Raw genomic sequence first — 26352 nt, forward strand, 5'->3', positions numbered from 1 at the left:
GGCGTCCGCCTTCCGCAAAGGCTCAGCTGAAGCCGGCGACGGCCTGCGGCCGGTACGGCGCCTCCAGCCGCGCGATCTCCTCGGGCGTCAGCTCGATGGCGAGCGAGGCGACGGCATCCTCCAGATGCTGCATCTTGGTTGCGCCGACGATTGGCGCGCTGACTTCCGGCTTGCCACGCACCCAGGCGAGCGCGATCTGTGCCCGCGGCACGCCGCGCTCGGCCGCGACCGCCGCCACGGCCTCGATGACCGCGCGCTCGGCATCGGCGTCCTTCTGGTAGAGCGTCTTGCCGAAGGCATCGGTATCCGATCGCTTCGTTTCAGCCGCCCAGTCACGGGTGAGACGCCCCCGCGCCAGCGGGCTCCACGGGATGACGCCGATGCCCTGATCGGCGCAGAGCGGCAGCATCTCGCGCTCCTCCTCGCGGTAGAGGAGATTGAGGTGGTTCTGCATGGTGACGAAGCGCGTCCAGCCGTGCTGCTCGGCGAGGAACAGCGCCTTGGCGAACTGCCAGGCATGCATGGAGGAGGCGCCGATATAGCGGGCCTTGCCGGCCTTCACCACGTCGTGCAGCGCTTCCAGCGTCTCCTCGAGCGGAACCGAATAGTCCCAGCGGTGGATCTGGTAGAGATCGACATAGTCGGTGCCGAGACGGCGCAGGCTATTGTCGATCTCGGTGAAGATCGCTTTGCGCGAGAGCCCCTGCCCGTTCGGTCCTTCATGCATGCGGCCGTTGACCTTGGTGGCGATGACCAGCTCGTCGCGGCGGCCGAAGTCCTTCAGCGCCCGGCCGACGATCTCCTCACTGGTGCCGTCGGAATAGACATTGGCCGTGTCGAAGAAGTTGATCCCGAGTTCGATCGCGCGGCGGATGAAGGGACGGCTCTCCTCCTCCGGCAGCGACCAGGGGTGGGTCCCCCGCTCCGGCACGCCATAGCTCATGCAGCCTAGGCACAAAGGCGAGATGTCGAGGCCGGTGCGGCCGAGTTTTACGGTTTTCATGGCAGTCCTCACAGGCGGCCGGCGCCGATCCATGGGAGGAGCGCCGTTCCCGCCCTCAGATGGAACGGCGGCCGCCGGAGGAAAGCCGACAGCCGCCATGTTGTTCGATGACTGGCGAGGCCTCGGCGCCCCGCGTCTGGCTTACGGTGCCACGGTGCTGAGCGGAGCCGGCGTGGTGCCGGCGCGGGCATGCTCGATGGCGAACTCCTCCTCAGGCGAGAGGATCAGCCGGTGCCGGCCGACCAGCGCGAAATAGGCGATGGCGACGGCAAACCAGACGGCGACCCAGAGCACGCCTTTGGAGAAGTTCGGATCCTGCACCTGATAGCCGAGCGTCACCACGGCGATGATGATCGTCAGCACCGCGCCCGGTACGCCGAGCGGCGAGCGGAAGGGCCGCTCCATCGCCGGCATGTTCCGACGCAATAGGATGAAGGAGATGGCCTGCATGATGTAGGAGAACATCGCGCCAAACACCGCCATGTTGAGGAGGACGCTGCCGATGGCGCTGCCGCCTTCGGACGCTCCGAGCGCAAACCAGATCGCCAGCATCACGCCGAGCCCGACGAGGGCGCCGGCGATCATCGCGACATAGGGCGTCTTGTAGGTCGGGTGCGTCACTGACAGGGCGGTCGGGAAGTAGCCGGCCCGCGACAGCGAATAGACCTGCCGCCCCTGCGCATAGAGGATGGTGTGGAAGCTGGCGATGAGGCCGGTCAGCGCGACGATGCCGAGCAGCACGACGCCACCGTCGCCATATACGGCCTTGAAGCCGTCGAGCAGCGGCTCCAGCGCCGAACCCAGGTGGAAGGCGCCGACGCCCGGCAGCGACGGGTTGAGGAGCACGATCATGAAGGCCGACAGCATCAAAGTCAGCATGCCGAGGATGATGCCGCGCGGCATGTCGCGCTTCGGATCGACCGACTCCTCGGCCGCGAGCGGAAGCTGCTCGATGGCGAGAAACAGCCAGACGGCGAAAGGCAGCGTCGCGAGGACGCCCGAGAGGCCGAAGGGGAACCACGGACCGTTGCCTTCGGGAAGCTCGACCGCCGCGCCGTCCGGGCCAACGCCGATGTTCAGCGCCCACCGCCCGAAGTCCATGTTGGGAATGGCGCTGATCCAGAAGAAGACGAGGACGGCGAGCGAGATCAGCGTGACGACCAGCGTCACCTTGAAGGAGAGCTCGAGCCCGAAGACGTTGAGCGCCAGGAAGATGGCGTAGAAGACGATCCAGATGAAGGGCGAATAGGCCGCGTCCAGCCCGAGGATCGAATTCACATAGGCGGTGATGAAGGTCACCACCACGGCCGGTGTCAGGACGTATTCGACGTTCTCGCAGAGGCCCGTGATGAAGCCGCCCCACGGCCCCATCGCCGTGCGGGCGAAGGAATAGGCGGCGCCCGTATGCGGCAGCGCCGGGCTCATCTCGGCGATGGAGAAGGTCAGGCCGAGATACATGACCGCGATGATCATGCCGGCGACGAGCATGCCGCCCCAGCCGCCGGTGGCGAAGCCGAAGTTCCAGCCGGAGAAGTGGCCGGAGATCACCGCCCCGACGCCGAGCGCCCATAGCGACCAGACACCGGCATAGCGACTGAGGCCGCGTTTTTCGAAGTAGCCGCTTTCGGCAGTACGGTACTGGATGCTTGGATCGCCCGCCATTCTCTTGGTCTCCGAAGAACTATGGCCTCCCGAGACCATAGTGATTGGGGATTTTTGCTGGCGTCAACTATGATGAATTAGGCAAATGCCCAATAAAGATACAGGCGAATGCGCATCATGACGGCGGCCGCCCAAGCAACGGATTGGACGCAGGCTCGCCTTCGATGAGCCCTTCGTCGTCTTTCAGGGCGGTGCCGCTGAGGCCGAGGCTCGCCGAGCGCTTGAGGAGCCCGGCGATCTTCACCGCCGCCAGCTCCGGCGTCAGCCCGCCGCTTCGGATGTTGGAAACGCAGTTGCGATTCGCGTCGCTACGTCCGGGCTTGGGATCGAAAGTGAGATAGGCACCGAGGCTGTCGGCCGCCGAAAGACCGGGGCGCTCGCCGATCAGCATCAAGGCGATGCGCGCGCCGAGCGCTGCCCCGACCGGATCGGACAAGGCCACGCGCGCATGGCTCGCCAGCACCACCGGCGCGACACGCCAGCTCTGCGGCACCAGCCTCAGGATCGCGGCGGCAAGATCGGCGGCATAGAGGTTCACCGCATAGGCCGAGAGGCCGTCGGCGATGATCAGCGCAAGATCGCAGCTCTCGCCGGACGCCCCGGCCTGCAGCGTCGTGGCAGAGCCGCTGGCGAGGCGCCGGCCGAGGTCGGGACGCCTCAGATAGGTGGCGCGATCGCCGGCTTCGCTGTCTACGGTGAGCGTGGCGATCCCCTGCGCCTGCAGCACCTCGGCAATGCCGGCGGCATCGAAGGGCGCATGCACGGCATCGCGGGCTCTCGCATGCGCTTCGGCGAAGTCGAGATGCGCGGCGGTCGGCAGGCCGGCGCCCTGGCGGCCGAGGCCGATCCGCGCGTCGGTGAAGCGTCGCAGAGCCCGCAGCGGATGCGCAGGAACCGGCGGGCGGAGGGGATTGTCCGCCATCTCAGGCGAGCTCGAGGAGGCGCGAGCGGCCGAGCAGCTCGCCGGAGCGGTCCTCGCCGGCGCCGCGCAGCCGGCCCGCCGCATCGAAGATGCCCATCCCTTGCGCCCAGGCCTCGAACTCCGGCGCGGCGCGAAGCTCCAGCGTTTCGCGGGCATAGGCAGCGTCATGATAGGAGGTCGACTGGTAGTTCAGCATGATGTCGTCCGATCCCGGGACGCCCATGATGAAGTTGCAGCCGGCAACGCCGAGCAGCGTCAGCAGCGTATCCATGTCGTTCTGGTCGGCTTCGGCATGGTTGGTGTAGCAGACGTCGACGCCCATCGGCACGCCGAGCAGCTTGGCGCAGAAGTGATCCTCCAGACCGGCACGAATGATTTCCTTGCCGTCATAGAGATATTCCGGCCCGATGAAGCCGACGACGGTGTTGACGAGAAGCGGGTCGAACTCGCGCGCCACCGCATAAGCGCGCGTCTCCATCGTCTGCTGGTCGACACCGTGATGGGCATCGGCCGAGAGCGCCGCCCCCTGGCCGGTCTCGAAATACATGACGTTCGATCCGACCGTGCCGCGCCCGAGCGCCAAGGCCGCTTCATGCGCCTCGCGCAGCATTGACAGGTTGATGCCGAAGGAGGCGTTGGCCTTCTCAGAGCCCGCGATCGACTGGAAGACGAGATCGACGGGCGCCTGCCGCTCCATGCACTGCAGCGCGGTGGTGACATGGGCAAGGACGCAGGACTGCACCGGACATTCCAGGCGCTGGCACAGATCCTCGATCAGCTCCAGCAGGCGGCGCATCGCTGCCGGGCTGTCCGTCGCCGGATTGATGCCGATCACCGCGTCGCCGCAGCCGAACTGAAGGCCATCGAGGATCGAGGCGGCGACGCCCTTCGGATCGTCCGTCGGGTGGTTCGGCTGGATGCGAACGGACAGCCGCCCGGGCAGGCCGACGGTGGTGCGGAAGGCGGTGACGACGCGCCGCTTGCGCGCGACCGCGATGAGGTCCTGGTTGCGCATGATCTTCGAGACGGCGGCGACCATCTCCGGCGTCAGCGCCCATTTCAGAGCCGCAATCGCCTCGCCATCGGCGGCCAGCAGCCAGTCGCGGAACTCGCCGACCGACCAGTTGCGGATCGACGCAAAGGAGGTCGCGTCATGCTGCGCGAGGATGAGTCGCGAGACCTCGTCGCCTTCCGGGGCGATCAGCGGCTCCTCCAGAATCTCGGCAAGCGTCACATCGGCCAAGCGGCGCTGGGCGCGCACGCGCTCCTCCTGGCTTTCGGCGGCGAGGCCGGCCAGGAAATCGCCGGAACGCGCCGGCGACGCTTTTGCCATCAGCGTCTTCAGTGAGAGATCCACGTTCATGCCATCAGCCATTCCCGCTGCCGGCGAACCGGCGCCTGTCACAGCGCCTGTCGAAGAGGCAGTTCAAACCCGTGCCTCACTTCACGGCAAACGGCGCCGCTCTGCAAGAGCGAACAGGCAGGCTTGACCTTCCAGTTGCAGGAAGCCCCATCTAAACAGGCGGCCTTTGACGATCCCGATCCGGCAGCTCAGCGATGACATCCAGCACCCATCACCATCACGACCATCAGCACGATCACGGCGCCGCTCCGGTTGCGGATGTGGTTACGCGCGATCCCGTCTGCGGGATGACGGTCGATCCAGCGGCAGGAAAGCCGACCGCGCATTATGAGGGGCGCGACTACCACTTCTGCTGCGCCGGCTGCCGCGCCAAGTTCGAGGCTGATCCCGGGTCCTACCTGACCGCCAAGGATCCGGTCTGCGGTATGAACGTCGACCGTGCGAGCGCCCGCCACTTCAAGCGCCATGACGGCGAGAAGTTCTACTTCTGCTCAGCAGGGTGCCTCGCCAAGTTCGAGGCCGATCCGGAGCGCTATCGCGGCGAACGTCCGAAGGCAGAGCCGGCACCCGCGGGCACGCAATACACCTGCCCGATGCATCCGGAGATCATCCGCGACGCGCCCGGCGATTGTCCGAAATGCGGCATGGCGCTGGAGCCGATGGGCGTGCCCGCCGGCGGCATCGGGCCGAATCCGGAGCTCGTCGATTTCACCCGCCGCTTCTGGGTGAGTCTCGTCTGCGCCCTGCCGCTGCTTCTCCTCACCATGGGACCGATGGTCGGCTTGCCGTTCCGGGCCTGGCTCGGCGAGCGCACCGCCGTCTTCGCCGAACTGATCCTCGCGACCCCCGTGGTGCTATGGGCGGCGCTGCCCTTCTTCCGGCGCGGCTGGCAGTCGATCGTCAACCGCAGCCCCAATATGTGGACGCTGATCGCGATCGGCGTCGGCGCGGCCTATGGCTACAGCCTCGTCGCTACCTTCTTCCCCGGCCTCTTCCCGGCTTCGTTCCGCGCCGACGCGATGCCCGGAATGGCCGGCGGCATGGACCATGAGGCCGGAATCGGTACCGTGCCGGTCTACTACGAGGCCGCAACGGTGATCGTGGCGCTGATCTTCCTCGGCCAGATCCTCGAATTGAAGGCGCGTGAGCGCACGGGATCGGCGATCCGCGCCCTGCTCGACCTCGCACCGGCGACGGCGCGGCGGATCGCTGCCGACGGGACAGAGCACGACGTGCCGCTCGGCGACGTCGTCTCCGGCGACCGGCTGCGCATCCGGCCGGGCGAGCGCATCCCCGTCGACGGCACTGTCATCGACGGTCGCTCGGCGGTCGACGAGAGCATGATCACCGGCGAGCCGGTGCCGGTGGAGAAGACTGAAGGGGCGCCGCTCACCGGCGGCACGCTGAACCGGAACGGCTCGCTTACGATGCGGGCCGAGAAGGTCGGCGCCGAGACGACGCTGTCGCGCATCGTCGAGATGGTGGGCAAGGCGCAGCGCTCGCGCGCGCCGATCCAGGGATTGGCCGACAGGGTCGCCGGCGTTTTCGTGCCGGCGGTCGTCGCCGTCGCGGTCCTCGCCTTTGCGGTCTGGGCGATCTTCGGTCCACAGCCCTCGATGGTCCATGCGATCGTCGCCGCGGTCTCCGTGCTGATCATCGCCTGCCCCTGCGCGCTGGGTCTCGCGACCCCCATGTCGATCATGACGGCGACCGGTCGCGGCGCCGGCGCCGGCGTCCTCATTCGCGAGGCCGAGGCGCTGGAGCGCTTCGCGACCGTCGACACGCTGGTGGTGGACAAGACTGGTACGCTGACGGAGGGGCGCCCGACGCTCACCGACGTCATCGCCGCGGGCGGCGACGAGAGCACGCTCCTGTCGCTGGCCGCGAGCCTCGAACGCGGCTCGGAGCACCCGCTGGCCGAAGCGATCGTCGACGGCGCCAGGGCGCGCGGCGCCACGCTCCAGGATGCGACGGACTTCGAGGCGACGACCGGCAAGGGCGTCAGCGGCACGGTGGATGGCCGGCGCGTCGCGCTCGGTAACCGCGCGATGATGGACGGCATCGATTTCGGTGCCTTCGCCGGCGAGGTCGAGCGCCTGCAGGCCGAGGGCAAGACGGCGATGTTCGTCAGCGTCGACGGAGCGGCGGCCGGCATCGTCGCCGTTGCCGATCCGATCAAGGCAACCAGTGCCGAGGCGATCCGCGCCCTCCATGCCAGCGGCATCCGCGTCATCATGGCGACGGGCGACACGGCCAAGACGGCCGAGGTCGTGGCGCGCCAGCTCGGCATCGACGAGGTTCGCGCCTCGATGCTGCCAGAGGGCAAGCAGGCGCTGGTGGAGGAGCTGCGGCGGAGCGGCGCGACGGTCGCGGTCGCCGGCGACGGCGTCAACGACGCGCCGGCGCTCGCCGTCGCCGATGTCGGCATCGCCATGGGCACGGGCGCGGACGTCGCAATGGAAAGCGCCGGCATCACGCTGGTGAAGGGCGATCTCAACGGCATCGTGCGGGCGCGCCGCCTCGCCAAGGCGACGATCCGCAACATCAAGCAGAACCTGTTCTTCGCCTTCGCCTACAACGTCATCGGCGTGCCGGTGGCGGCGGGCGTGCTCTATCCCGTCTTTGGCATGCTCTTGTCGCCGATGCTGGCGGCGGCGGCGATGAGCCTCTCCTCCGTGTCGGTCATCGCCAATGCGCTGCGGCTGCGGACGGTGAAGCTGTAGCAAGCCTGGCGGACCGGCCTACTCTTCGAAGAGATCGGCATGCAACCTGCCGAAAGAGACCGACACCTTATCAGCCTGCAAAGAAAACTAGAACGGTCACTGTATCTCGCTCACAGCAAGATAGGAGAAAGGCTTACGACGTACCCTCGAAGGTGCAACTGCCTCCTCTTTGAGAGGGTCATAGACTAGCTGCTTTTCGGGATCGAACACGACCCAATGCCAATTCTCGTCTTTGTCGAGCCCGCAGGCGACTATCGACAGTTTGCGAATGGCCGTCCAGCTTGCTGCGGGTTTGGCTCGAGGTTCATGCGGAGCTGACAAGCGGTCAAGGGCGGCCTTGATGTCCCCCCATTGCGACCGGAAACTTCTTGTCCTGCAATCGGGAAACATCGCGAGTTGGGCAGCTTGCTCATCTACATTCGCGATCATCGCGATGCAGGCTGGACCACAACCACTGCTCCTGTTGGTTTGTCGCACGTGCCTCATCCGGCTAATGCTCCTAATGCCTTCAGCCCCCGGCGCTCTTCTTCAAGGCCCGTCAGCAAAGTCTCTGCGTCCCCAAAGCGCGCTCGGCCTTCCCGAGCGAGAGTGTCGGCCTCCGCCATGGCAGAGCGTGTTTCCGCGTTTGGGACCTTCAGTTCCAGCGGAAGCCCCTGGTCGGCGGCAACCCGGTGCAGGAACAAGCGGACGGCTTCAGGCACCGACAACCCGACGGCGGACAGTGCAGCCGTTGCCTTGGCTTCGGTCTCCTTGTCCAAGGGGACGTGCAGCATCGATGACGAACCGGACACGAGCGGATCTCCTGCCCTGAAGATGGATCGCCGGCGTATGCCGCGCAAGCGCCGAAGCTCTGACCTCAAGCCGCCTTCGCCAACGCCCCCTCGGCGGCTGCGCGGATGGCCCGCATATTGGCCTCGTAATGGGCCGGCGTGCCGCCCTTGAAGATGGCCGAGCCGGCGACGAGGACGTTGGCGCCGGCCTCGGTGACCAGCGGCGCGGTCTCCGGCGTGACGCCGCCATCGATCTCGATATCGATCGGGCGGTCGCCGATCATCGCGCGCACCCGCCGGATCTTCTCCACGACGGACGGGATGAAAGCCTGGCCGCCGAAGCCCGGATTGACCGTCATCAAGAGGACGAGGTCGAGGCGGTCGAGCACATATTCGATGACGCTTTCCGGCGTCGACGGGTTCAGCGAGACGCCCGCCTTCTTGCCGAGCGCGCGGATCGCCTGCAGCGAGCGGTCGAGATGGGTCGTCGCCTCGGCATGCACGGTGATGAGGTCGGCACCGGCCGCGGCGAAGGCCTCCAGAAACGGATCGCAGGGCTCGATCATCAGGTGGCAGTCGAAGAGCTTGGTCGAGGCCGGGCGGATCGCCTTCACCACCGGCGGGCCGAAGGTGATGTTCGGCACGAAGTGGCCGTCCATGACGTCGAGATGGATCCAGTCGGCGCCGGTGCGATCGACGGCGGCCACCTCCTCGCCGAGGCGGGAAAAATCCGCCGACAGGATGGACGGGGCAATGATGATCGGCCGGGTCATCGGGTCTCCTCGGTCAGCTCGGCGGCGGCAGGACGCTTCTGGTCGAAGACGCGGCTCGCCGCAATATCCTCCGCCTCGATCCGCGACAGGGTTTCGGCGTCGAGCGGCCCGGTCGACCGCTCGAAGAGCCGGTTCGCCTGGCGCAGCCGCGCCCGGTCGAGCGCGTTGCGCATGGAGCGGGCATTGGCGAAATGCGGCTGCGCGCGGCGCTGCTCGATATAGCGGGCGAGCATCGCCTCAGCCTCGGCGCTCAAGTGGTAGTTCTGCCGCTCCAGCATGCCGACGGAGATCTGCAGCAGCTCGGCATCGGAATAGTCGGGGAAGTCGATATGGTGGGCGATGCGTGAGCGGAAGCCGGGATTGCTCTCGAAGAAGCGGTCCATCCGGTCGGCATAGCCCGCGAGAATGACGACGAGGTCGTCGCGCTGGTTCTCCATGACCTGGAGGAGGATCTCGATCGCCTCCTGGCCGTAGTCGCGCTCGTTCTCCGGGCGGTAGAGATAATAGGCCTCGTCGATGAAGAGGACGCCACCCATCGCTTTCTTCAGGATGTCCTTCGTCTTCGGCGCGGTGTGGCCGATATACTGGCCGACGAGATCGTCGCGCGTCACCGAGACAAGGTGCCCTTTGCGGACATAGCCGAGGCGGTGGAGAAGATCGGCCATCCTGAGCGCCACCGTCGTCTTGCCGGTGCCGGGATTGCCGGTGAAGCTCATGTGCAGCGTCGGCGTCTCGTGGGCGAGGCCAAGGCGACGGCGGGCCCGCTCGACGAGCAGCAGCGCAGCGGTCTCCCGGATGCGCTTCTTCACCGGCGCGAGGCCGACCAGCGAGCGATCGAGCTCGTCCAGCACGTCGCGGACGCCGGCTTCCTCATATTCGCGGCGCAGATCGACGGTCCCGGCAGGCGCGGCTGCCGGCGTCTCAGTGTCTCGGATCAGGGCCTCGCTCATGATGCGACCTGCCTCTCGTGAATAAGTCGGGCCGACGCTGGGAGGATGCGCCGGCCCGTCGATCGACTATCCCTGATAGCGGGAGCCTTCGGGGCGGTCGGTCGAATAAGGATCGGTGGTGTAGCGGATGTTGCGCCCCTCCCCTTCGGAGCGGCGGAGGCGAAAGCCCGGTTCCTCGACCGGCCGGTTGACCAGGAATGAAAGCTTCACCGACTCCCAGCCATGGCTGGAATCGAAGGCCGACAGGCGGATGTAGAGATGGCCGTGCGCCTTCCGGCAGGCGGCGAGCTCCATCATGATGCCGGCGGCATCCGGAATGTCGAACATCGGCTGGCCCCACATGTCCCAGTACGTGTTCCGGGGATGGGGATCGTCGGTGTATTCGATGTTCACCGCCCAGCCATTGTCGAGGCAGTACTGCACCTGGGCGGTGATCTGCTCGTCGGTCAGGTCGGGCAGGAACGAGAAGGTCCCTTGAGTAACGCGCATGAAATCCTCCATCGGCGGGCGCTGCGGAGCGGCCCGGCCACAAGGGTTGAAGGCGGAGGCGACAGGCTCGGCGCCTGCCGCGGACGAGTGCGTCAGGCGGCGGCGGTGACGCTCGTCTGGTAGTCCGGCGAGTCCGTCGAGGCGTAGTTGAAGGTCACGTCCTTCCACGTATCCAGCGCCTGGCGCAGCGGCGTGCAGTGCTTGGCCGCCTCGACGAGGATGTCCGGTCCCTCGCGCACGATGTCGCGCCCCTCGTTGCGGGCGAGGATCATGCATTCCAGCGCGACGCGATTGGCGGTGGCACCGGCCGCGATGCCCATGGGGTGGCCGATCGTGCCGCCGCCGAACTGCAGCACCACGTCCTCGCCGAGAAGGTCGAGCAGCTGGTGCATCTGCCCAGCGTGGATGCCGCCGGAGGCGACCGGCATCAGCTTGTTAAGCGAGGCCCAGGGCTGGTCGAAGAAGATGCCGTCGGCAAGGTTCTGCCGGGTGAACTCGTTGCGGCAGACGTCGTAGTAGCCCCGCGTCGTCGCCGGATCGCCTTCGAGCTTGCCGACGACCGTGCCGGCATGGATGTGGTCGACGCCGGCGAGCCGCGCCCACTTGGCGATGACGCGGAAGGACACGCCGTGCGACTTCTGCCGCGTATAGGTCGAGTGGCCGGCGCGGTGGAGATGCAGGATCATGTTGTTCCGGCGCGCCCACTTGGCCATGGACTGCATCGCCGTCCAGCCGATCACGAGATCGATCATGACGATGGTCGAGCCCAGCTGCTTGGCGAACTCGGCGCGCTCGTACATGTCCTCCATGGTCGCGGCGGTGACGTTGAGATAGGTGCCCTTGATCTCGCCGGAGGCCGCCTGCGCCTTGTTCACCGCCTCCATGCAGTAGAGGAAGCGCTCGCGCCAATCCATGAAGGGCTGGCTGTTGATGTTCTCGTCGTCCTTGGTGAAGTCGAGCCCGCCCTTCAGCGCCTCATAGACGACGCGGCCGTAGTTGCGCCCCGACAGGCCAAGCTTGGGCTTCACCGTCGCGCCGAGCAGCGGCCGGCCGAACTTGTCGAGGCGCTCGCGCTCCACGACGATGCCGGTGGCAGGCCCCTGGAAGGTCTTCACATAGGCGGTCGGCAGCCGCATGTCCTCCAGCCGCAGCGCCTTCAGCGGCTTGAAGCCGAAGACGTTGCCGATGATCGATGCCGTCAGGTTGGCGATCGAGCCGGGCTCGAAGAGGTCGAGATCGTAGGCGATGTAGGCGAAGTACTGGCCTTCGGCGTTCGGCACCTCGTCGACACGGTAGGCCTTGGCCCGGTACTTCTCGGCCGCCGTCAGCCGGTCCGTCCAGACGACGGTCCACGTCGCCGTTGAGGATTCGCCGGCGACCGCCGCGGCCGCCTCGATCGGATCGACGCCGTCCTGCGGCGTGATCCGGAAGCAGGCGATGACGTCGGTGTCCTTCGGCTCGTAGTCGGGCTCCCAGTAGCCCATCTTCTTGTATTCCATCACGCCGGACCGGTAGCGGTCCTTGCCCTTGATGGTGTGGGCGATCTCCTGCATGGCCGTCTCCTTTGGTGTGGTGTCTGTTGGAGGTGTTCAGGCGGCGCGCCGCATCTCGATGCGCGGGTCGAGCTCCCCGCGCCGATAGCGCTCGGCCATGTCGTCGAGCGGCACAGGTCGGATGCGCGAGGCGCGCCCTGCGGTGCCGAAGCGCTCGTAGCGGTCGAGGCAGAGGTCGCGCAGCGCGTCCATCGCCGGCTTCATGAACTTGCGCGGATCGAACTCGCGCGGGTTCTCCATGGCGACCCTTCGGAACTGCCCGGTCATCGCCATGCGGCAGTCGGTGTCGATGTTGACCTTACGCACGCCGTGACGGATGCCGCGCTCGATCTCCTCCACCGGTACGCCCCAGGTCTGGGGCATGTCGCCGCCGTAGCGGTTGAAGACGTCCTGCAGCTCCTGCGGCACCGAGGACGAGCCGTGCATGACGAGATGGGTCGAGGGCAGCTTCTCGTGAATCGCCTCGATGACGTTCATGGCGAGGATGTCGCCGTCCGGCCGGCGCGAGAACTTGTAGGCACCGTGCGAGGTGCCCATGGCGATCGCCAGGGCGTCGACCCTGGTGCGGCTGACGAAGTCCACCGCCTGGTCCGGATCGGTCAGCAGCTGGTCGTGCCCCAGTTGCCCCTCGAAGCCGTGGCCGTCCTCCGCCTCGCCGGCGCCCGTTTCCAACGAGCCGAGCACGCCGAGCTCGCCCTCGACGGAAGCACCGACCCAATGCGCCATGCGCGTCACCCGTTCGGTGATCACGACGTTGTAGTCGTAGGAGGCCGGCGTCTTCATGTCGGCCTCGAGCGAGCCGTCCATCATCACCGAGGTGAAGCCGTGGCGGATCGCCGTCAGGCAAGTCTCCTCGTTGTTGCCGTGGTCCTGATGAATGCAGACGGGGATGTGCGGATACATCTCCACCAGGGCGTCCATCATCTTCGACAGCATGATATCGCGGGCATACGTCCGGGCGCCGCGGGATGCCTGCAGGATCACCGGTGCGTCGCAGCGGTCGGCCGCCTCCAGGATCGCCAGCCCCTGCTCCATATTGTTGATGTTGAAGGCGGGAACGCCAAAGCCGGCCTCCGCCGCCTCATCGAGCAACTGCCTGAGCGTGATCTTTGCCATTCTCGTCTGAGCCTCCCTGCTCGTCCGATGCCCGGCTGCCGCCCTTCATCCGGGACGGCGAGCGCATGATCTCTCCTTCGCCGGCGCGGATCGCGCGGCGTTCGGTCATGCCCTGCACTTCGACTGTTCTGTTCCGGCGTCTAAGCCGGAGGATCCGCCGATACGGCGGGTCTGATTGTCATGACGCCCTCCGCTTGCGCTCGATGAGCTGCAGGATCAGCGGGGTCAGGATGAGCTGCATCGCGATGTCGAGCTTGGCACCCGGCGCGACGATGGAGTTGGCGCGCGACATGAAGCTGCCGGGGATCATCGACAGGAGGTAGGGAAAGTCGATGCCGCGCGGATTGGCGAAGCGGATGACGATCATCGATTCGTCGGGCGTCGGGATCCAGCGCGCGATGAAGGGGTTCGACGTGTCGACGATCGGCACGCGCTGGAAGTTGATGTTGGTCAGCGTGAACTGCGGACAGATGTACTTCACGTAGTCCGGCATCCGCCGCAGGATCACATCCATGACCGCTTCGGTGGAATAGCCTCTCGTCGCCTTGTCCCGGTGGATCTTCTGGATCCATTCGAGGTTGATGACCGGTACGACGCCGATCTTCAGGTCGACATGCCGGGCGACGTCGATGCCGTCGGTGCGCACGCAGCCGTGCAGGCCCTCGTAGAAGAGAAGGTCCGAGTCCGCGTCGAAGGGCGACCAGTCGCTGAAGGTGCCGGGCGCCGCTCCGTAGATCTTCGCCTCGGCATCGTCATGGACGTAGTGGCGGGTCTCGCCGCGCCCTTTGCGCCCATACTCCTCGAACACCTCCTCCAGCTTCTCCAGGATGTTGTTCTCCGGGCTGAAGTGGGAGAAGTTCCGGTCGCCTTTCGCCTCCGCCTCCGCCATGCGATCGCGCATCGTCAGCCGGTCGTAGCGATGGAATGCATCGCCCTCGATGTAGACGGCATTCACCTGCTCGCGCCGGAAGATCTGCTCGAACGTCTTCTTGACGGACGTCGTGCCGGCGCCGGACGAGCCGGTGATCGCGATGATGGGATGCTTGGCGGACATGGCGGCCTGTCGCTCTCCTCAGGCTCTGAACAGGCTGCGCTTGCCGAAGAGCGGCGAGCGCTCTCCGATCGCAGCGGGATCGGTGACGTAGCGGCCGACGCGCTCGACCTCGCGCTTGGAGCCGAAGACCAGCGGCGTGCGGGCGTGCAGCCCGTCCGGCACGATGTCGAGGATGCGGTTCAGGCCGTCCGTGGCGCCGCCGCCGGCCTGCTCGACGCAGTAGGCGATCGGATTGGCCTCATAGACGAGCCGCAGGCGGCCCTTGGCGTACCCCTTCCGCCCGTCGCCCGGGTAGAGGAAGATGCCGCCGCGCACGAAGATGCGGTAGGCGTCAGCCACCATCGAGGCGATCCAGCGCATGTTGAAGTCGCGCTCGCGCGGCCCTTCCGCCCCGGCGAGGCAGTCGTCGATATAGAGACGGATCGCCGGGTCCCAGTGCCGGTAGTTCGAGGCGTTGATGGCGAACTCGCTCGCCTTTTCAGCGATCGACAGCGAGCTGCGCAGCTCGACGAAGCCACCGAAGGAGGGCGAGAAGGAGAAGACATGCGTGCCGTTGCCGACGCTCATCACCAGGAGGAGCTGCGGCCCGTAGATGAAGAAGCCGGCGCCGAGCTGCCGGGAGCCCGGCTGCAGGAAGACCGAGGCCGGATTGCTGCGATGCTCGGCATCGACCGGCAGAATGGAGAAGATCGTGCCGATCGAGACGTTGGTCTCGATATTGGACGAGCCGTCGAGCGGGTCGATGGCGATGGCGAGCAGCCCATCGGCCTTCAGTGCGACCGCCTCGTCCTGCTCCTCGGAGCCGTAGAAGGCGATGGAGGACGCCCTGGCCGCCTCCAGGAAGACGCGGTCGGCAACGACGTCGAGCTCCTTCTGGATGTCGCCGCCGGCATTCGCCGCCTCGCGCGAGGCACCGAGGTTCTCGCCGCTGCCGCCCTGGATGATGGTGTTGCGGACCTTCACGGCCGCGCCGGCCAGCTGGCGCAGCGTGTCGGCCACCGCGACCCGCTGGGGGTCCGTGCCGGCATAGGAGCCGAGATAAGCGTCGAGCGACGAGGGCATGTCATTCCTCCCCTTTGGTGTCGGAGCTCTGCGGCCCCGTTCACCAAGTCACGGATGAGGATGGACACGGCCGCTGGTTAAGTAAAATTTATTCTCTTTACCGTGAGGGTAAGGAAAACTAACTTAGCGCGTCATGAGGACACTGACCCTTCGGCAGCTGCGGTCGATCCAGGCCATCCACCAGCACGGCACCATTGCCGCGGCGGCGCGTGTCCTCGGGCTGACGTCACCGGCGGTCACCCTACAGATAAAACAGCTGGAGGGCGACTGCGGGCTGCTGTTGTTCGACCGCACCAACGAGGGCATGATCTTGACCGCTGCGGGCCGGGCGGCGCTGAAGGCGGCGAATGCCGTCGACACCGTGCTGCGTGCCCTCGACGACGAATTCGACGCCTTGAAGGGCGTGCGCGCCGGCTCGATCCGGCTCGGCGTCGTGTCCACAGCGAAGTACTTCGCGCCGCGGCTGATCGCCGGCTTTCGCGCCGAGCATCCCGATGTCGACATCCGGCTCTTGGTCGGCAACCGTGCCGACATTGTCGCCAAGCTCGGCGCCTATGAGCTCGACATCGTCTTGATGGGCCAGGCGCCGACGGAGTTTCCGGCGCAGTCGACCGTCTTTGGCGATCATCCGCTGGTGATGATCGCGCGGCCGGACCATCCGCTGACGCGAGAGCGGCAGATTCCACGGGCACGCCTCCTGCAGGAGACGATCATCATCCGCGAGCCGGGCTCCGGCACCCGCAAGTCGCTGGAGCTGTTCTTCGCCTCCGTGCCTGGCTCGCTGGAGCGAAACAGCGTCGAGATGGGCTCCAACGAGACGATCAAGCAGGCTGTCATGGCCGGGCTCGGCATTGCCTTCATCTCCGCCCATACGATCGGCTTCGAGGTGGAGATGGGGCGGCTCGCCATCCTCGACGTCGTCGACATGCCGGTGCGGCGGCAGTGGTTCGTGGTGTCGCGCAAGGACCGGGCGGAATCGCCGGCCGAGAAGGCCTTCCACGCCTATCTCTCGCAACACGGGCCGGAGCATCTGCCGCTGATCGGAACGCTCTATCCGGCCGCGAGTACCGCGAAGCCTTAAGAGGTTGGCCGAAGCTGATACTGCGCTCGCATAGCGGCCTCCCGCAATCAGCGGTGCCGGCGGGTGGAGCGTGCTGCCTCTATCCGCTAGATTGCAGGCTTCATGCGACAGCAAGGACAGGGATGATGGACGTCAACGGCTGGCCGGTGCTGATCACCGTCGCGCTCGCGGTCTTCCTCACCATGGAAGGCGTCGCCTGGGCCGCGCATAAATACATCATGCATGGCTGGGGCTGGGGCTGGCACCGCTCTCATCACGAGCCGCACGAGGGCCTGTTCGAGAAGAACGACCTCTATGCCGTCGTCTTCGCGCTCTTCGCCATCCTGCTCTTCTTCATCGGCAGTTACGGCTACCCGCTGGTGACTGCGATCGCCGCCGGCATCACGCTCTATGGGCTGTTCTACTTCATCGTGCATGATGGGCTGGTGCATCAGCGCTGGCCGTTCCGCCATATCCCGCACAAGGGCTATGCCAAGCGCCTGGTGCAGGCGCACCGGCTCCATCATGCGGTGAAGGGCAAGGACGGCGCCGTGTCCTTCGGCTTCCTCTACGCCCCGCCGGTGGACCGGCTGAGCGAGGAGTTGAAGCGTTCCGGCACCGTCGCGGCCGAGCGCCGCAACGAGACCGCAGCGCCGCGCTCCTGACCGCCGGCCTCTAATCTAACGCGGCCGCGTCCAGAGCTTGGCCGCGCGCGGCGGCTCGGGCGCGATGCGCGAGGCGAGTGCGGCGGCATAGCCGCGCGCGACATGCCGCAGCTTGGCGGCCTTCGAGGTCGAGATCCGCGCGTCCCAGGCCGCCGGCCCCTTGGCCACCACCCGCAAGCCGATCTCGCGATAAACGCCGTTTGCGGTCGCGACCGCCCAGGCGGAGCGCAGCGGCAGCCCCTTCAGCCCGACCAGCGCCGAGGCATAGTAGGGCTCGGCGAGGACGATCAGCCCCTGCGCCAGACTTGCGATCGCCGCGCGGTTTTCCGGCGCCGCGACGGCATCGGCCGGCACACCCGCCTCGGCCAGCCACTCCGCCGGCAGGTAGACGCGGCCATTCTCAGCATCCTCGACGATGTCGCGGGCGATGTTGGTGAGTTGGAAGGCCAGGCCGAGGTCACAGGCTCGGTCGAGCACTGACTCGTCGCTGACGCCCATCACGCGCGCCATCATCACACCGACGGCACCCGCGACGGCGTAGCAATATTCGAGGAGGTCGGCCTCGGTGCGGTAGGTTCGACCGGCGACGTCCATGGCATAGCCGTCGAGGTGCGACAGCACGAGGGCCGGCGGCAGGTGATGGCGGGCGGCGACTTCCGCCAGCGCCTGGAAGGCCGGATGCGACGGCGGGTTGCCCGCGAGCGCCGCCTCGGTGTCGCGGCGCAGCGTGGCCAGACGCGCTTCGGCTGAGGCGGCATTGGCGGCCGCCGCCGCGATCGTGGGGCGATGGCCGAGCTCCTGCCCGTCGACGGTATCGTCGCAATGCCGGCACCAGGCATAGAGCAGCATGGCGCTGCGCCGGGTCGCGGGATCAAACAGACGCGCGGCGGCAGCAAAGCTTTTCGATCCCGCCGCAATGGTCTCGGCTGCCATGGAGCCGAGCTCCGCCGCGGGCGTACTCGCGCCGGCGGGGCTCGGAGGCGCGGCGTCGGCCATCAGGTGCTCAAGCCGGGGACGCGGCGGCGTCGGCGATCATCAGCCCGGCCGTCGCCTTGGCCGAGCCGACGACGCCGGGCACGCCGGCGCCCGGATGCGTGCCGGCGCCGACGAGATAGAGATTGGCAATCCTGTCGTCGCGATTGTGCGGCCGGAACCAGGCGCTCTGTGTCAGCACCGGGTCGAGCGAGAAGGCCGAGCCCAGATGCGAATTCAGCTCGGTCTTGAAATCGGCCGGGGTGAAGATGCGGCTGGTGACCAGCTCGGACTTGAGGTTCGGCATGTAGCGGGCTTCGAGGTAGGAGAGGATGCGGTCGCGGTAGAGCGGCCCCTCCACCGCCCAGTCGATATCGGCATTGCCAAGATGGGGCACCGGCGCCAGCACATAGTAGCTCCCCGCCCCCGCAGGGGCGAGCGAGGGATCGGTGGCGCAGGGGCTGTGGAGGTACAGCGAAAAATCCGCCGGCAGCGAGACGCCGCGGAAAATCTCGTCGATCAGCGGACGATAGCGCGGCCCGAAGCAGACGGTGTGATGGGCCAGCTGCTCATGATGCCGGCTGAGGCCGAAATAGATCACGAAGAGCGACATGGAGAAGCGCTGGCGCTTCAGCCGCGCCGCCTCCGTCCGACCGCGATCACTGCCGCCGAGAAGATCGCCATAGGTGTGGACGACATCGGCATTGGAGGCGACGCGATCGGCCGCAAAGCGCCGCCCGTCTTTGGTGACGAAGGCGGTCGCATGCTCGCCCGCCATCTCGATCTCGGCGACTTCGGCGTTGAGGTGGACCGTGCCGCCGAGATCGGTGAAGAGCCGGACGAGGCCGCTGACGAGAGCCCCGGTGCCACCGCGCGGGAACCAGACGCCCCATTGCCGCTCCAGCGCGTGAATCAGCGCATAGATCGACGAGGTCGCGAACGGATTGCCGCCCACAAGCAGCGAATGGAAGGAGAAGGCCTGCCGCAGCTGATCATCCTCGATGAACTGGGCCACCTTGGAATAGACGCTGCGCCACGCCTGCAGGCGCGCGAGTTGCGGCCCGGCGCGGATCATGTCGCGGAAGTTCAGGAACGGCACGGCGCCGAGCTTCAGGTAGCCTTCCTCGAAGACGGCCCTGGAATAGGCGAGGAAGCGGCGATAGCCGTCGACATCCGCCGGGCTCTTGGCGGCGATCTGCCGGTCGAGCTCGGCCTGGTTGTTGCCGTAGTCGAAGGCGTAGCCGTCCTCCCAGCACAGCCGGTAGAAGGGCGAGACCGGGAGCAGCTCGACATAGTCGGCCATGCGCCGGCCGGCGGCGGCGAAGAGTTCCTCCAGCGCCGAGGGATCGGTGATCACCGTCGGTCCGGCATCGAAGGTAAACCCCTGGTCCTCGTACACGTAAGCCCGCCCGCCGGGCTTGTCGCGCTTCTCCAGCAGCGTCGTCTGGATGCCGGCAGCCTGCAGGCGGATCGCCAGCGCCAGTCCCCCGAAGCCGGAGCCGATGACGACGGCCGTGGTGGCACGCCCCGCGCTCACGCGACAGCCCTCCGGAAGAAACCCGCGCCGGCGAGAACCCTGACGGCCCGGCCGACCGGCACCGGCGGCTTGCCGCTGAGGATGCGCAGCTTGTCGGACAGGCGCAGGCGCCCGGCATAGAAGCGGGCGATCAGGCCGTCCGGCAGGCGGTGGAAGTGCTCGAGGATCCGGTAGCGCTCGGCCGGCTCGCCGGCGAGAAAGAGAAGCTTGTTCAGCATGCGGAAGTAGGAACGCTCCTTCCAGGTCGCGATCGAATGGTCGCGGATCGTCGTGAAGACGGATGGCGACGCGATGTCGGGCAAGGCGGCAATGCAGTCGGCGAGCCGCACGGCGTCGGGCAGCGAATAGCCGGTGGTCGGGTGGAACAGTGCGGCGGCCAGCCCGCTCGACGGCTGCCCCTGCTTCTCCTCCCAGAATGCCTGGATGTCGCCGCCAAGTGCGATCGGCAGGACGCCGTGCTCTTCTCGCTCGACGGCCTTCATCTGCCAGCCGTGGGAAGCAAGATAGGCGTCGATCGACGTGCGGAGACGATCCGGATCAAGGTCCGGCCCGTCGGCATAGTAGGTGTCCTCGACCAAGAGGCGGGTCGTCGACAGCGGCAGCACGTAGACGAAGCGATAACCGTCCCTCTGCGGCACGGTCGCGTCCATGATGATCGGGCGGACGAGCCTGTGTGGTGCGGCGAGTTCCGCCTCCTGCCCCAGGAACTTTTGGAAGCCGAGTTGCAGATGCGGCGTCGGTGTAAAGCCGCGGCCATCGATGACGCACGCGGCCCGGATCGTCCGGCCATCCGCCAGAACCACCGTGTTGGCCGTCAGATGCTCTACGGCAAAGCCCGTCTCGATGGCATCGCCGAGCGTCGCCGAGAGCACCTGCCGGAACCGCTCCGACGTGACGCTCTGGTAGCCGGTGCCGATCACGCGGCGGCGGGCGGGGAAGCGCACCTCGTAGTCCGACCAGCGATGGCAGACAAAGGGCTCCAGCCACGCCGCCGTTTCCGCCGAGATGTCGCCGGCATGGAAGGACCAGGTGTGGTTTCCGCCGATGGCGCCGGCCTCGAAGATGCGGACCAAAAGCTCCGGACGCCTCTGCCGCAGCCGCCAGGCAATGAGGCCGTTGGCAAGGCCGCCGCCCACGAGGGCGATGTCGCAATCCCGATCGGGCATTGTCATCGCCGCGCCGACGCGATGTCGCCGCTCGCCTTCTCGATGATGTCAGCCGCCAAGGACGCCCCGCCCGATGCCCGAATGTCGAGGCCGATCGCGCGGGCCCTGTTTCTGTAGTTAGGCCGCGCCAGCAGCCGCTCAAGGGAGGCGCGCAGCTTGGCCGCAGTCAGGAACCGTCGCGACAGCCGCTCGCCGACGCCATGATGCACGATCCGCGCGGCGATGCCGGGCTGATCGAAGGCGATCGGGATCGCCAGCAGCGGCACGCCGGCCTCCAGCGAGTCCATGACCGTATTCAGCCCGGCATGGGTCACGCAGACGGCGGCGCGCCGGAGCACGGCCTGCTGGGGCGCGAAATCGGTGACGACGTCGGCATCGATCGACGCGGCCTCGCTCGCATCGAGGCGCCCGCAATGGGCAACGAGGCACTGCGCGCCGAGATCGCGGCAGGCCTTGGCAACCGAGCGGAAGATGTCGACGCGGTGCCCCTGCAGCGTGCCCAGCGAGGCGAACACCAGCGGGCGCTCTGGATCGAGCGCAAACGGCAGGTCTGTCGCAACCTCTGTCTGGAGACGTATGGGACCGACGGCTTGGAAGCGTGGCTCCGGCGGACGCGGAAAGTCGAAGCTGGGAACGGTCTGCGCAATGGTCGCAGATGGCGACAGGCAGTCCGCCAGCGTCTCGCGCGGCGAGATGCCGGAACGCTCCGACCAGCGTCGCAGAGTCTGCCGCTGGCGCGTCAGCAGCAGGCGCGCCACCTGCTCACCGCCGCGATTGCGCTTCAGCCCCTTCTCGCTGGGATCATAGGGCCAGGGCAGAAAGGGCAGCGGGATCGCCGGATCGGGATCGATTGGCAGGGCGGCCGCGATGGAGACGAAGGGCAGGCCGAGATGCGCCGCTAGGAGACCTGAGGCCGGCTCCATCTGGTCGCCGATGATCATCTCCGCACCGATCGCACCCAGTACGTCGGGGCCGCCGTCACAGAGCTCGTCGGTCAGCGCGGCCGTGTCGGCAACGGTGCGCAGAATGCCGAAGAGCCCGTTCGGCCGCGCCGCCCGCTCGATCACCGCATCAAGATGCGCTCGGGCCGGATCACCTTGAGCCTCTCGGCCTCCGCCAGACCAAACTGTGGCGGCGGGAAAACCGGGGCCGACCATCGAGTCCGCACCGGCATTCAGAACGAAGGTGGCGCGGTGCCCCCGTCCCGTCAGTTCGGCGGCAAGCGCCTCGAACACCCGGATATGGCTGAAGAAGGGAGGGCATATCAGGGCGAAATGGACCATCGTGCCGTGACAATAGCGCAGCCAACCGGCGCCCGCATCGATTCCGTAGCCGCAGGCGGCCGTGTCGGGTCTGTTGCTGTGCGCAACCCGATAGGCCGCGGCGCCGTTCCGTGGGCGATGTCGGATATCCTCCAGCCCAAGCCGCAGGACAGGTCGAGCCCGTTCCCGATGAATGTGCGCGGGCGGCTCTGGGCCGGGCTCGGCATGATCGCGGTGACGCTCGCCCTGCTGGCCGCGATTGGCCGGCCAGTCACCTGCCCCTGCGGCATTGTGCGCCTATGGCAGACCGGCGCCAATCCGGCGGAGAATTCACAGCAGTTTGCCGACTGGTATTCGCTGCTGCACATCGCCTTCGGCATCGGCCTTGCCGCCTTCGTGCGCTGGATGCGACCCGCATGGTCGCTTGGCGCCATGTTCCTCTGCGTGATCTTCGGCCACTCGATCTGGGAGGCGATGGAAAACACGCCGGCCATCGTGGCGCTGTTCTCCAGCAGCCCCAATGCCGAGCACTATGCCGGCGACAGCCTCCTCAACTCGCTCGGCGACACGCTGTTTGCGCTCGGCGGCGCAGCGACCTTCCCGCGGCTTTCCCGCACTGGTCTGATCATCATCCTCGCCGCGATCGAGACCGCGGTGACGCTCGGCGTCGGCGACGGCTTCATCGTGGGAACGCTGCGGCTGCTCGGCGTCGACATCTAAGCTGCACCGCCCTGCCGCCCGCTGAGACCGAAATCAGCTGAGCCCGGCAAGGCGCGCAGCGCGACGGGCCCGCGCCTCGTCGAGCGCGGTCGGCTTGGCCGCCGCGGCTTGTTGCACCGCTCCCGTGCGCCAACCAGTGCCGGCGATGGTGACGACGCGGTTGCCGCGGAAATCCATGTCGGCGGTGATGAAGCCGCGATCCGTCATGAAGGAGAGGAGGAAGCGGCCGCGCGAGGGCGAGTGGCTGCCATAGGCGCGCGCCAGCGCCTCGTCGGGCGGGCACGGCGCGCTGTCGCGCGCCGCCCGTGCCAGCATGAGATAGACGCCCTGCATCTCCTCCGGCAGCGCTTCGGAGCGCGCCACCACCTCAGCCCACTCCTCATCCTCGGCATCCGCGGAGATGCCGGCACGCGCCAGCGACAGGCGCCGGCGGAAGGCCGCCATGTCCGTGTCGGCGCCGCGCAGCCGCTTCAGGCGGCAATGGGTGAGGAAGTCCTGGTAGAGGATCGGCACCGGACGATAGGCGGCCTCCGGGTCCTCCAGCATCTCGGCGAAGATCGCGTCGATCAGGCCCGCGCGCTCTTCCGGTGAACGGCTGTCGTCGTCGGCGGGCTCGGCGGAGGCAGCGGGGGCCGAGACCCGCTCCATCAGCTCGCGCATCGGCACCGGCGCGGAGCGGACCGGCATCGGCAACTCGGCCGGCTCGTCGGCACCGGCAGTGAAGATGAGCTCGGCCAGCGCCTCGCGGCCATGTTCCGGCAGCGGCAGCAGCGAAGGGCGACCGCTGCGCCCGGCCGTCTCGACCGTGCCGATCTTCACCTGCGTCGGCCGGCTGTAGAGCGCCGGTCCCAGCGCCACGAAGTTACCCGTCTCCAGATCGCGGAAACGCTCGGCGGCGCGTCGGTCCATGCCGAGAAGGTCGGCGGCGCGCTGCATGTCGATATCGAGGAAGGTGCGGCCCATCAGGAAGTTCGAGGCTTCGGCCGCGACGTTCTTGGCGAGCTTGGCGAGCCGCTGCGTCGCGATGATGCCGGCAAGCCCGCGCTTGCGGCCGCGGCACATCAGGTTTGTCATGGCGCCGAGCGAGGCGCGCCGCGCCTCGTCGGAATGCTCGCCCGCCATGGCCGGGGCGAAGAGATGCGCCTCGTCGACGGCGATCAGCATCGGATACCAGGCGCTGCGATCGGCATCGAAGAGCCCGTTCAGGAAGGCGGCCGAGCAGTGCATCTGCACCTCGGCGTCGAGCCCTTCCAGATCGAGCACGACGGAGGCGCGATGCTGGCGGATGCGCATGGCGATGCGGGTCAGCTCCGCCGGCGTCCGGTTGGCGTCGACGATGACATGGCCGTAGCGCTCTGCGAAGCCGACGAAGTCGCCCTCGGGATCGATGATCGCCTGCTGCACCCATTCGGCGCTGCGCTCGAGAAGCCGGCGCAGGAGATGCGACTTGCCGGATCCGGAATTGCCCTGGACCAGCAGGCGGGTCGAGAGAAGCTCTTCCAGATCGAGTTCCGCCGGCTCGCCGCTGGCGGTCGTGCCGAGATCGACGGCAACCTTCATCGCATGCCCTTCGGATGTCTGTGCTGGGGCTGCCACGGCAGCGTCCGGCCGCTCAGTTGGAGCGGTCGGAGGATCGCCTTCGATCTAGCACGGGAGCGGGTCCGGGAGTCGGAGCTATGGGCTGCCTGTCCACAGAATCGGAAAAGGTCAGGCGGCCGTCAGCGTCGGGATGCCGCTGACGTCGATGTCGCGCTCGGCATGCCAGGTGCCATATTCCGTCTGCATGCGCAGCCACACGCCCGGACCGTTTCCCAGGAGCTTGCCGACCCTCGCGGCGATCTCAGGAGTGATGGGCCGGCGCTCCATCAGGACATCGGCGAATACTGGCGTCTCAATCCGCAGCAGATGCGCGAGCTCATCCTTCGACTTGCGGAGGCTCGGCAGCACATCCTCGCGAAGGATCTCGCCGGGGTGCGTGGGACAGCGGTTCGGATCACGAAAAGCCTGGTTCGCCACGACTTATCAGACCACCATCGTCAGGCACTTGTGATGGTCGTCGAGCGCCGCTTCGGCGAAGGTATCCAACCGCCCAGAGAGGGTGTCCGCTTCGATGGCTTCGTCGAACTTCTCGGCATCGAAGCGGGTAAACCACTCGCGAAATCAGGCGAGTTCGTTCGCATCGAGATCTTTGACCTCGTTCTCGAGCTTCTCCAGCCGCGTCATATCGACCTCCATCTGGCCCGGTGCGACTCAGCACCTTTGATCAGGCAGATTCTTTGGCGATGGCCGCCTTCAGCGTCTCGTTGATGCGGGTTTGCCAGCCCTCGCCACTCTTTCGAAAGTGCATGATGATCTCAGCGTCCAGCCTAAGCGTCACCGCCTGTTTCGGTGGTTTCCGTCCAGGTCCGCGCTGGCCTGGGAGACGCTTGACCACGCCGGCTTCATGCAGCGTCGCATCCTCAAACCATTGGTCAGTCAGCTCCGGAGCATCGTCAGGGTCGGTCCAGATGGAACTTGAATCGAGCTTGTTCGCGCTCATTGGCCTTCCTCATCGAAATGATGTGCCGCGTGCCGTCACGTCGGGTCCAGACAAGCACGACCATTCGCCCATCAAGCGTCCCGACGGTGATGACCCGCTCCTCACCATAATCCTTACGATCATCGATCCGATCGAAGGTGATGCCCGCAAAGACACGTTCTGCATCGCGGAAATCGAGCCCCCGTTCGACGAGAGTCCACTCCTGCTTCGCGGGATCATAGGTGATGCCCAGCATCTATATGTAGCTACACAAAGCTCTCAAGCAAGTCGTACCGGTATTCCATCGCGCCTACTCCCCCAACCAGCTCTCGTAATCCGACACCAGGAGGTGCAGCGGTGCCTCGTCCTCCTCGATCGCGGCAAAGCGGCCAATCGGATCGCGAAAGACGTTGTCGGTGAGGTCATCGTTGACGGTCGAAACCTCGCCGACGAAGACGTCACCGCCCTCGCCCCAGAAGGCGTGCCAGTGGATGCCGGGCAGCAGCGTCACGCTCTCGCCGGGCGCCAGACGCAGGATGTCGCCGCCGTTCATCCGCCGTGTCAGTCCGTCCGTGACGACCTCGACCGGCAGGCTCTCGTCGAGCGAGCCGTCGGGTGCTGCCGTGTAGAGCTCGATCGCCAGCGTCGCGCCGCCGCGATTGATGATGTCCTCGGCCTTCAGGTCGTGCCGGTGCATCGGCGACAGCTGGTCTTGCCGCGAGATCATGATCTTCTCGGCATAGAGCATGCCGCGGCCGGCCTTCAGGTCGGCATTGTCGCCATTGCGCGCCGTGAAGAGGAAGAGGCCGAGCCTGTCGAAATCGCCCTGGCCGTAATCGGTGATGTCCCAGCCGAGACGCCGGTCGAGGATGGTGCCGATCTCGCTTCGACGTGCCTTCATCTCCGCTGGCGACCAGTAGGCGAAGGGCGGCAGGATGGTGCCGAAGGAGCGGATGAAGTCGTCCGACTCCCGCAGGATCTGGTTGACGCGCGAGCGCTTCATGAAAGGTCC

Annotated in this window: 25 protein-coding genes; 4 read left to right on the forward strand and 21 right to left on the reverse strand. The window is 66.9% G+C overall.

What is annotated here, in order from left to right; translation table 11 throughout:
* Positions 1-22: 22 nt before the first annotated feature.
* From C0R46_RS12570 to C0R46_RS12585, 4 genes are all read right to left on the reverse strand, one after another.
* On the reverse strand, positions 23-1003 hold the full coding sequence (locus C0R46_RS12570) for an aldo/keto reductase (protein ID WP_102959978.1): 981 nt from the start codon (positions 1001-1003) through the stop codon (positions 23-25).
* A gap of 141 nt (positions 1004-1144) precedes the next feature.
* Positions 1145-2665, reverse strand: a complete 1521-nt coding sequence (locus C0R46_RS12575; protein ID WP_102959979.1) for an amino acid permease — start codon at positions 2663-2665, stop codon at positions 1145-1147.
* A 115-nt stretch (positions 2666-2780) separates the two neighbouring features.
* The gene (gene eutC / locus C0R46_RS12580; protein ID WP_102960039.1) at positions 2781-3587 is read right to left on the reverse strand and encodes an ethanolamine ammonia-lyase subunit EutC; all 807 of its coding nucleotides are present in this window, start codon (positions 3585-3587) and stop codon (positions 2781-2783) included.
* A 1-nt stretch (position 3588) separates the two neighbouring features.
* Positions 3589-4950, reverse strand: coding sequence for an ethanolamine ammonia-lyase subunit EutB (locus C0R46_RS12585; RefSeq protein WP_245413557.1), 1362 nt, complete (start codon positions 4948-4950; stop codon positions 3589-3591).
* A gap of 194 nt (positions 4951-5144) precedes the next feature.
* On the opposite strand from C0R46_RS12585, the gene C0R46_RS12590 reads away from it, so the two are divergent.
* The gene (locus tag C0R46_RS12590) at positions 5145-7673 is read left to right on the forward strand and encodes a heavy metal translocating P-type ATPase (protein WP_102959981.1); all 2529 of its coding nucleotides are present in this window, start codon (positions 5145-5147) and stop codon (positions 7671-7673) included.
* Positions 7674-8155: 482 nt separating this feature from the next.
* Here C0R46_RS12590 and C0R46_RS12595 read toward each other — a convergent pair whose 3' ends face one another.
* The 8 genes from C0R46_RS12595 to C0R46_RS12630 all read right to left on the reverse strand — a co-directional run bounded on the left by C0R46_RS12595 (position 8156) and on the right by C0R46_RS12630 (position 15440).
* Entirely contained in the window at positions 8156-8446 is a 291-nt protein-coding gene (locus tag C0R46_RS12595; RefSeq protein ID WP_102959982.1) for a type II toxin-antitoxin system RelB/DinJ family antitoxin, read from the reverse strand.
* An 83-nt stretch (positions 8447-8529) separates the two neighbouring features.
* Complete coding sequence (gene rpe / locus C0R46_RS12600; protein WP_102959983.1) at positions 8530-9216, reverse strand: ribulose-phosphate 3-epimerase; 687 nt, start codon at positions 9214-9216, stop codon at positions 8530-8532.
* Positions 9213-10166, reverse strand: coding sequence for a CbbX protein (cbbX, locus tag C0R46_RS12605; protein ID WP_102959984.1), 954 nt, complete (start codon positions 10164-10166; stop codon positions 9213-9215). Before cbbX ends, rpe begins: the two co-directional genes overlap by 4 nt.
* Before the next feature lie 66 nt (positions 10167-10232).
* Complete coding sequence (locus C0R46_RS12610) at positions 10233-10655, reverse strand: ribulose bisphosphate carboxylase small subunit (protein WP_102959985.1); 423 nt, start codon at positions 10653-10655, stop codon at positions 10233-10235.
* Positions 10656-10747: 92 nt separating this feature from the next.
* Entirely contained in the window at positions 10748-12208 is a 1461-nt protein-coding gene (locus C0R46_RS12615; RefSeq protein ID WP_102959986.1) for a form I ribulose bisphosphate carboxylase large subunit, read from the reverse strand.
* Between the two features lie 36 nt (positions 12209-12244).
* On the reverse strand, positions 12245-13324 hold the full coding sequence (fba, locus tag C0R46_RS12620) for a class II fructose-bisphosphate aldolase (RefSeq protein ID WP_102959987.1): 1080 nt from the start codon (positions 13322-13324) through the stop codon (positions 12245-12247).
* A 178-nt stretch (positions 13325-13502) separates the two neighbouring features.
* Positions 13503-14378 carry a phosphoribulokinase gene (locus tag C0R46_RS12625; RefSeq protein ID WP_102959988.1) on the reverse strand — a complete coding sequence of 292 codons (876 nt, stop codon included), beginning with the start codon at positions 14376-14378 and terminating at the stop codon, positions 13503-13505.
* 18 nt (positions 14379-14396) lie between these two features.
* Positions 14397-15440, reverse strand: a complete 1044-nt coding sequence (locus C0R46_RS12630) for a class 1 fructose-bisphosphatase (protein ID WP_102959989.1) — start codon at positions 15438-15440, stop codon at positions 14397-14399.
* Positions 15441-15573: 133 nt separating this feature from the next.
* Here C0R46_RS12630 and C0R46_RS12635 point away from each other — a divergent pair, with 133 nt between their 5' ends.
* Both C0R46_RS12635 and C0R46_RS12640 read left to right on the forward strand, forming a co-directional pair.
* Entirely contained in the window at positions 15574-16521 is a 948-nt protein-coding gene (locus C0R46_RS12635) for a LysR family transcriptional regulator (protein ID WP_102959990.1), read from the forward strand.
* Positions 16522-16643: 122 nt separating this feature from the next.
* Entirely contained in the window at positions 16644-17165 is a 522-nt protein-coding gene (locus C0R46_RS12640; RefSeq protein WP_102959991.1) for a sterol desaturase family protein, read from the forward strand.
* Between the two features lie 15 nt (positions 17166-17180).
* Here the strand turns inward: C0R46_RS12640 and C0R46_RS12645 are convergent, their stop codons facing one another.
* The 4 genes from C0R46_RS12645 to C0R46_RS12660 all read right to left on the reverse strand — a co-directional run bounded on the left by C0R46_RS12645 (position 17181) and on the right by C0R46_RS12660 (position 22123).
* Entirely contained in the window at positions 17181-18098 is a 918-nt protein-coding gene (locus tag C0R46_RS12645; RefSeq protein ID WP_102960040.1) for a phytoene/squalene synthase family protein, read from the reverse strand.
* Positions 18099-18168: 70 nt separating this feature from the next.
* Positions 18169-19674 (reverse strand): phytoene desaturase, encoded by a 1506-nt coding sequence (locus tag C0R46_RS12650; protein WP_102959992.1) that lies wholly within the window; start codon positions 19672-19674, stop codon positions 18169-18171.
* Positions 19671-20840, reverse strand: coding sequence for a lycopene beta-cyclase CrtY (gene crtY, locus C0R46_RS12655; RefSeq protein ID WP_102959993.1), 1170 nt, complete (start codon positions 20838-20840; stop codon positions 19671-19673). The genes C0R46_RS12650 and crtY overlap by 4 nt, the downstream gene beginning before the upstream one ends.
* Before the next feature lie 2 nt (positions 20841-20842).
* The gene (locus tag C0R46_RS12660) at positions 20843-22123 is read right to left on the reverse strand and encodes a nucleotide disphospho-sugar-binding domain-containing protein (RefSeq protein ID WP_102959994.1); all 1281 of its coding nucleotides are present in this window, start codon (positions 22121-22123) and stop codon (positions 20843-20845) included.
* Positions 22124-22240: 117 nt separating this feature from the next.
* Here C0R46_RS12660 and C0R46_RS12665 point away from each other — a divergent pair, with 117 nt between their 5' ends.
* A complete protein-coding gene (locus C0R46_RS12665) occupies positions 22241-22822 on the forward strand; it encodes a DUF2585 family protein (protein ID WP_157944640.1) in 582 nt (193 codons plus the stop codon).
* A 33-nt stretch (positions 22823-22855) separates the two neighbouring features.
* Here C0R46_RS12665 and C0R46_RS12670 read toward each other — a convergent pair whose 3' ends face one another.
* The 5 genes from C0R46_RS12670 to C0R46_RS12695 all read right to left on the reverse strand — a co-directional run bounded on the left by C0R46_RS12670 (position 22856) and on the right by C0R46_RS12695 (position 26343).
* A complete protein-coding gene (locus C0R46_RS12670) occupies positions 22856-24382 on the reverse strand; it encodes a helicase HerA domain-containing protein (protein ID WP_102959995.1) in 1527 nt (508 codons plus the stop codon).
* A 147-nt stretch (positions 24383-24529) separates the two neighbouring features.
* Complete coding sequence (locus C0R46_RS12675) at positions 24530-24838, reverse strand: HigA family addiction module antitoxin (RefSeq protein WP_102959996.1); 309 nt, start codon at positions 24836-24838, stop codon at positions 24530-24532.
* Between the two features lie 247 nt (positions 24839-25085).
* Positions 25086-25361, reverse strand: coding sequence for a BrnA antitoxin family protein (locus C0R46_RS12685; RefSeq protein ID WP_102959997.1), 276 nt, complete (start codon positions 25359-25361; stop codon positions 25086-25088).
* A complete protein-coding gene (locus tag C0R46_RS12690) occupies positions 25315-25596 on the reverse strand; it encodes a BrnT family toxin (protein WP_342586511.1) in 282 nt (93 codons plus the stop codon). The genes C0R46_RS12685 and C0R46_RS12690 overlap by 47 nt, the downstream gene beginning before the upstream one ends.
* 54 nt (positions 25597-25650) lie before the next feature.
* Positions 25651-26343 carry a D-lyxose/D-mannose family sugar isomerase gene (locus tag C0R46_RS12695; protein WP_102959998.1) on the reverse strand — a complete coding sequence of 231 codons (693 nt, stop codon included), beginning with the start codon at positions 26341-26343 and terminating at the stop codon, positions 25651-25653.
* Positions 26344-26352: the final 9 nt, after the last annotated feature.

This window comes from Mangrovicella endophytica, assembly GCF_002893625.1.
In the GTDB taxonomy this organism is placed as follows: Bacteria; Pseudomonadota; Alphaproteobacteria; order Rhizobiales; family Rhizobiaceae; genus Mangrovicella; species Mangrovicella endophytica.

What these genes read in the sequence shown, in the direction of transcription:
- C0R46_RS12570 (WP_102959978.1), bottom strand. Translation starts at nt 1,003, where the DNA reads ATGAAAACCGTAAAACTCGGCCGCACCGGCCTCGACATCTCGCCTTTG.
- C0R46_RS12575 (WP_102959979.1), bottom strand. Translation starts at nt 2,665, where the DNA reads ATGGCGGGCGATCCAAGCATCCAGTACCGTACTGCCGAAAGCGGCTAC.
- eutC (WP_102960039.1), bottom strand. Translation starts at nt 3,587, where the DNA reads ATGGCGGACAATCCCCTCCGCCCGCCGGTTCCTGCGCATCCGCTGCGG.
- C0R46_RS12585 (WP_245413557.1), bottom strand. Translation starts at nt 4,950, where the DNA reads ATGAACGTGGATCTCTCACTGAAGACGCTGATGGCAAAAGCGTCGCCG.
- C0R46_RS12590 (WP_102959981.1), top strand. Translation starts at nt 5,145, where the DNA reads ATGACATCCAGCACCCATCACCATCACGACCATCAGCACGATCACGGC.
- C0R46_RS12595 (WP_102959982.1), bottom strand. Translation starts at nt 8,446, where the DNA reads ATGCTGCACGTCCCCTTGGACAAGGAGACCGAAGCCAAGGCAACGGCT.
- rpe (WP_102959983.1), bottom strand. Translation starts at nt 9,216, where the DNA reads ATGACCCGGCCGATCATCATTGCCCCGTCCATCCTGTCGGCGGATTTT.
- cbbX (WP_102959984.1), bottom strand. Translation starts at nt 10,166, where the DNA reads ATGAGCGAGGCCCTGATCCGAGACACTGAGACGCCGGCAGCCGCGCCT.
- C0R46_RS12610 (WP_102959985.1), bottom strand. Translation starts at nt 10,655, where the DNA reads ATGCGCGTTACTCAAGGGACCTTCTCGTTCCTGCCCGACCTGACCGAC.
- C0R46_RS12615 (WP_102959986.1), bottom strand. Translation starts at nt 12,208, where the DNA reads ATGCAGGAGATCGCCCACACCATCAAGGGCAAGGACCGCTACCGGTCC.
- fba (WP_102959987.1), bottom strand. Translation starts at nt 13,324, where the DNA reads ATGGCAAAGATCACGCTCAGGCAGTTGCTCGATGAGGCGGCGGAGGCC.
- C0R46_RS12625 (WP_102959988.1), bottom strand. Translation starts at nt 14,378, where the DNA reads ATGTCCGCCAAGCATCCCATCATCGCGATCACCGGCTCGTCCGGCGCC.
- C0R46_RS12630 (WP_102959989.1), bottom strand. Translation starts at nt 15,440, where the DNA reads ATGCCCTCGTCGCTCGACGCTTATCTCGGCTCCTATGCCGGCACGGAC.
- C0R46_RS12635 (WP_102959990.1), top strand. Translation starts at nt 15,574, where the DNA reads ATGAGGACACTGACCCTTCGGCAGCTGCGGTCGATCCAGGCCATCCAC.
- C0R46_RS12640 (WP_102959991.1), top strand. Translation starts at nt 16,644, where the DNA reads ATGATGGACGTCAACGGCTGGCCGGTGCTGATCACCGTCGCGCTCGCG.
- C0R46_RS12645 (WP_102960040.1), bottom strand. Translation starts at nt 18,098, where the DNA reads ATGGCAGCCGAGACCATTGCGGCGGGATCGAAAAGCTTTGCTGCCGCC.
- crtY (WP_102959993.1), bottom strand. Translation starts at nt 20,840, where the DNA reads ATGCCCGATCGGGATTGCGACATCGCCCTCGTGGGCGGCGGCCTTGCC.
- C0R46_RS12660 (WP_102959994.1), bottom strand. Translation starts at nt 22,123, where the DNA reads ATGGTCCATTTCGCCCTGATATGCCCTCCCTTCTTCAGCCATATCCGG.
- C0R46_RS12665 (WP_157944640.1), top strand. Translation starts at nt 22,241, where the DNA reads ATGTCGGATATCCTCCAGCCCAAGCCGCAGGACAGGTCGAGCCCGTTC.
- C0R46_RS12670 (WP_102959995.1), bottom strand. Translation starts at nt 24,382, where the DNA reads ATGAAGGTTGCCGTCGATCTCGGCACGACCGCCAGCGGCGAGCCGGCG.
- C0R46_RS12685 (WP_102959997.1), bottom strand. Translation starts at nt 25,361, where the DNA reads ATGAGCGCGAACAAGCTCGATTCAAGTTCCATCTGGACCGACCCTGAC.
- C0R46_RS12690 (WP_342586511.1), bottom strand. Translation starts at nt 25,596, where the DNA reads ATGCTGGGCATCACCTATGATCCCGCGAAGCAGGAGTGGACTCTCGTC.
- C0R46_RS12695 (WP_102959998.1), bottom strand. Translation starts at nt 26,343, where the DNA reads ATGAAGCGCTCGCGCGTCAACCAGATCCTGCGGGAGTCGGACGACTTC.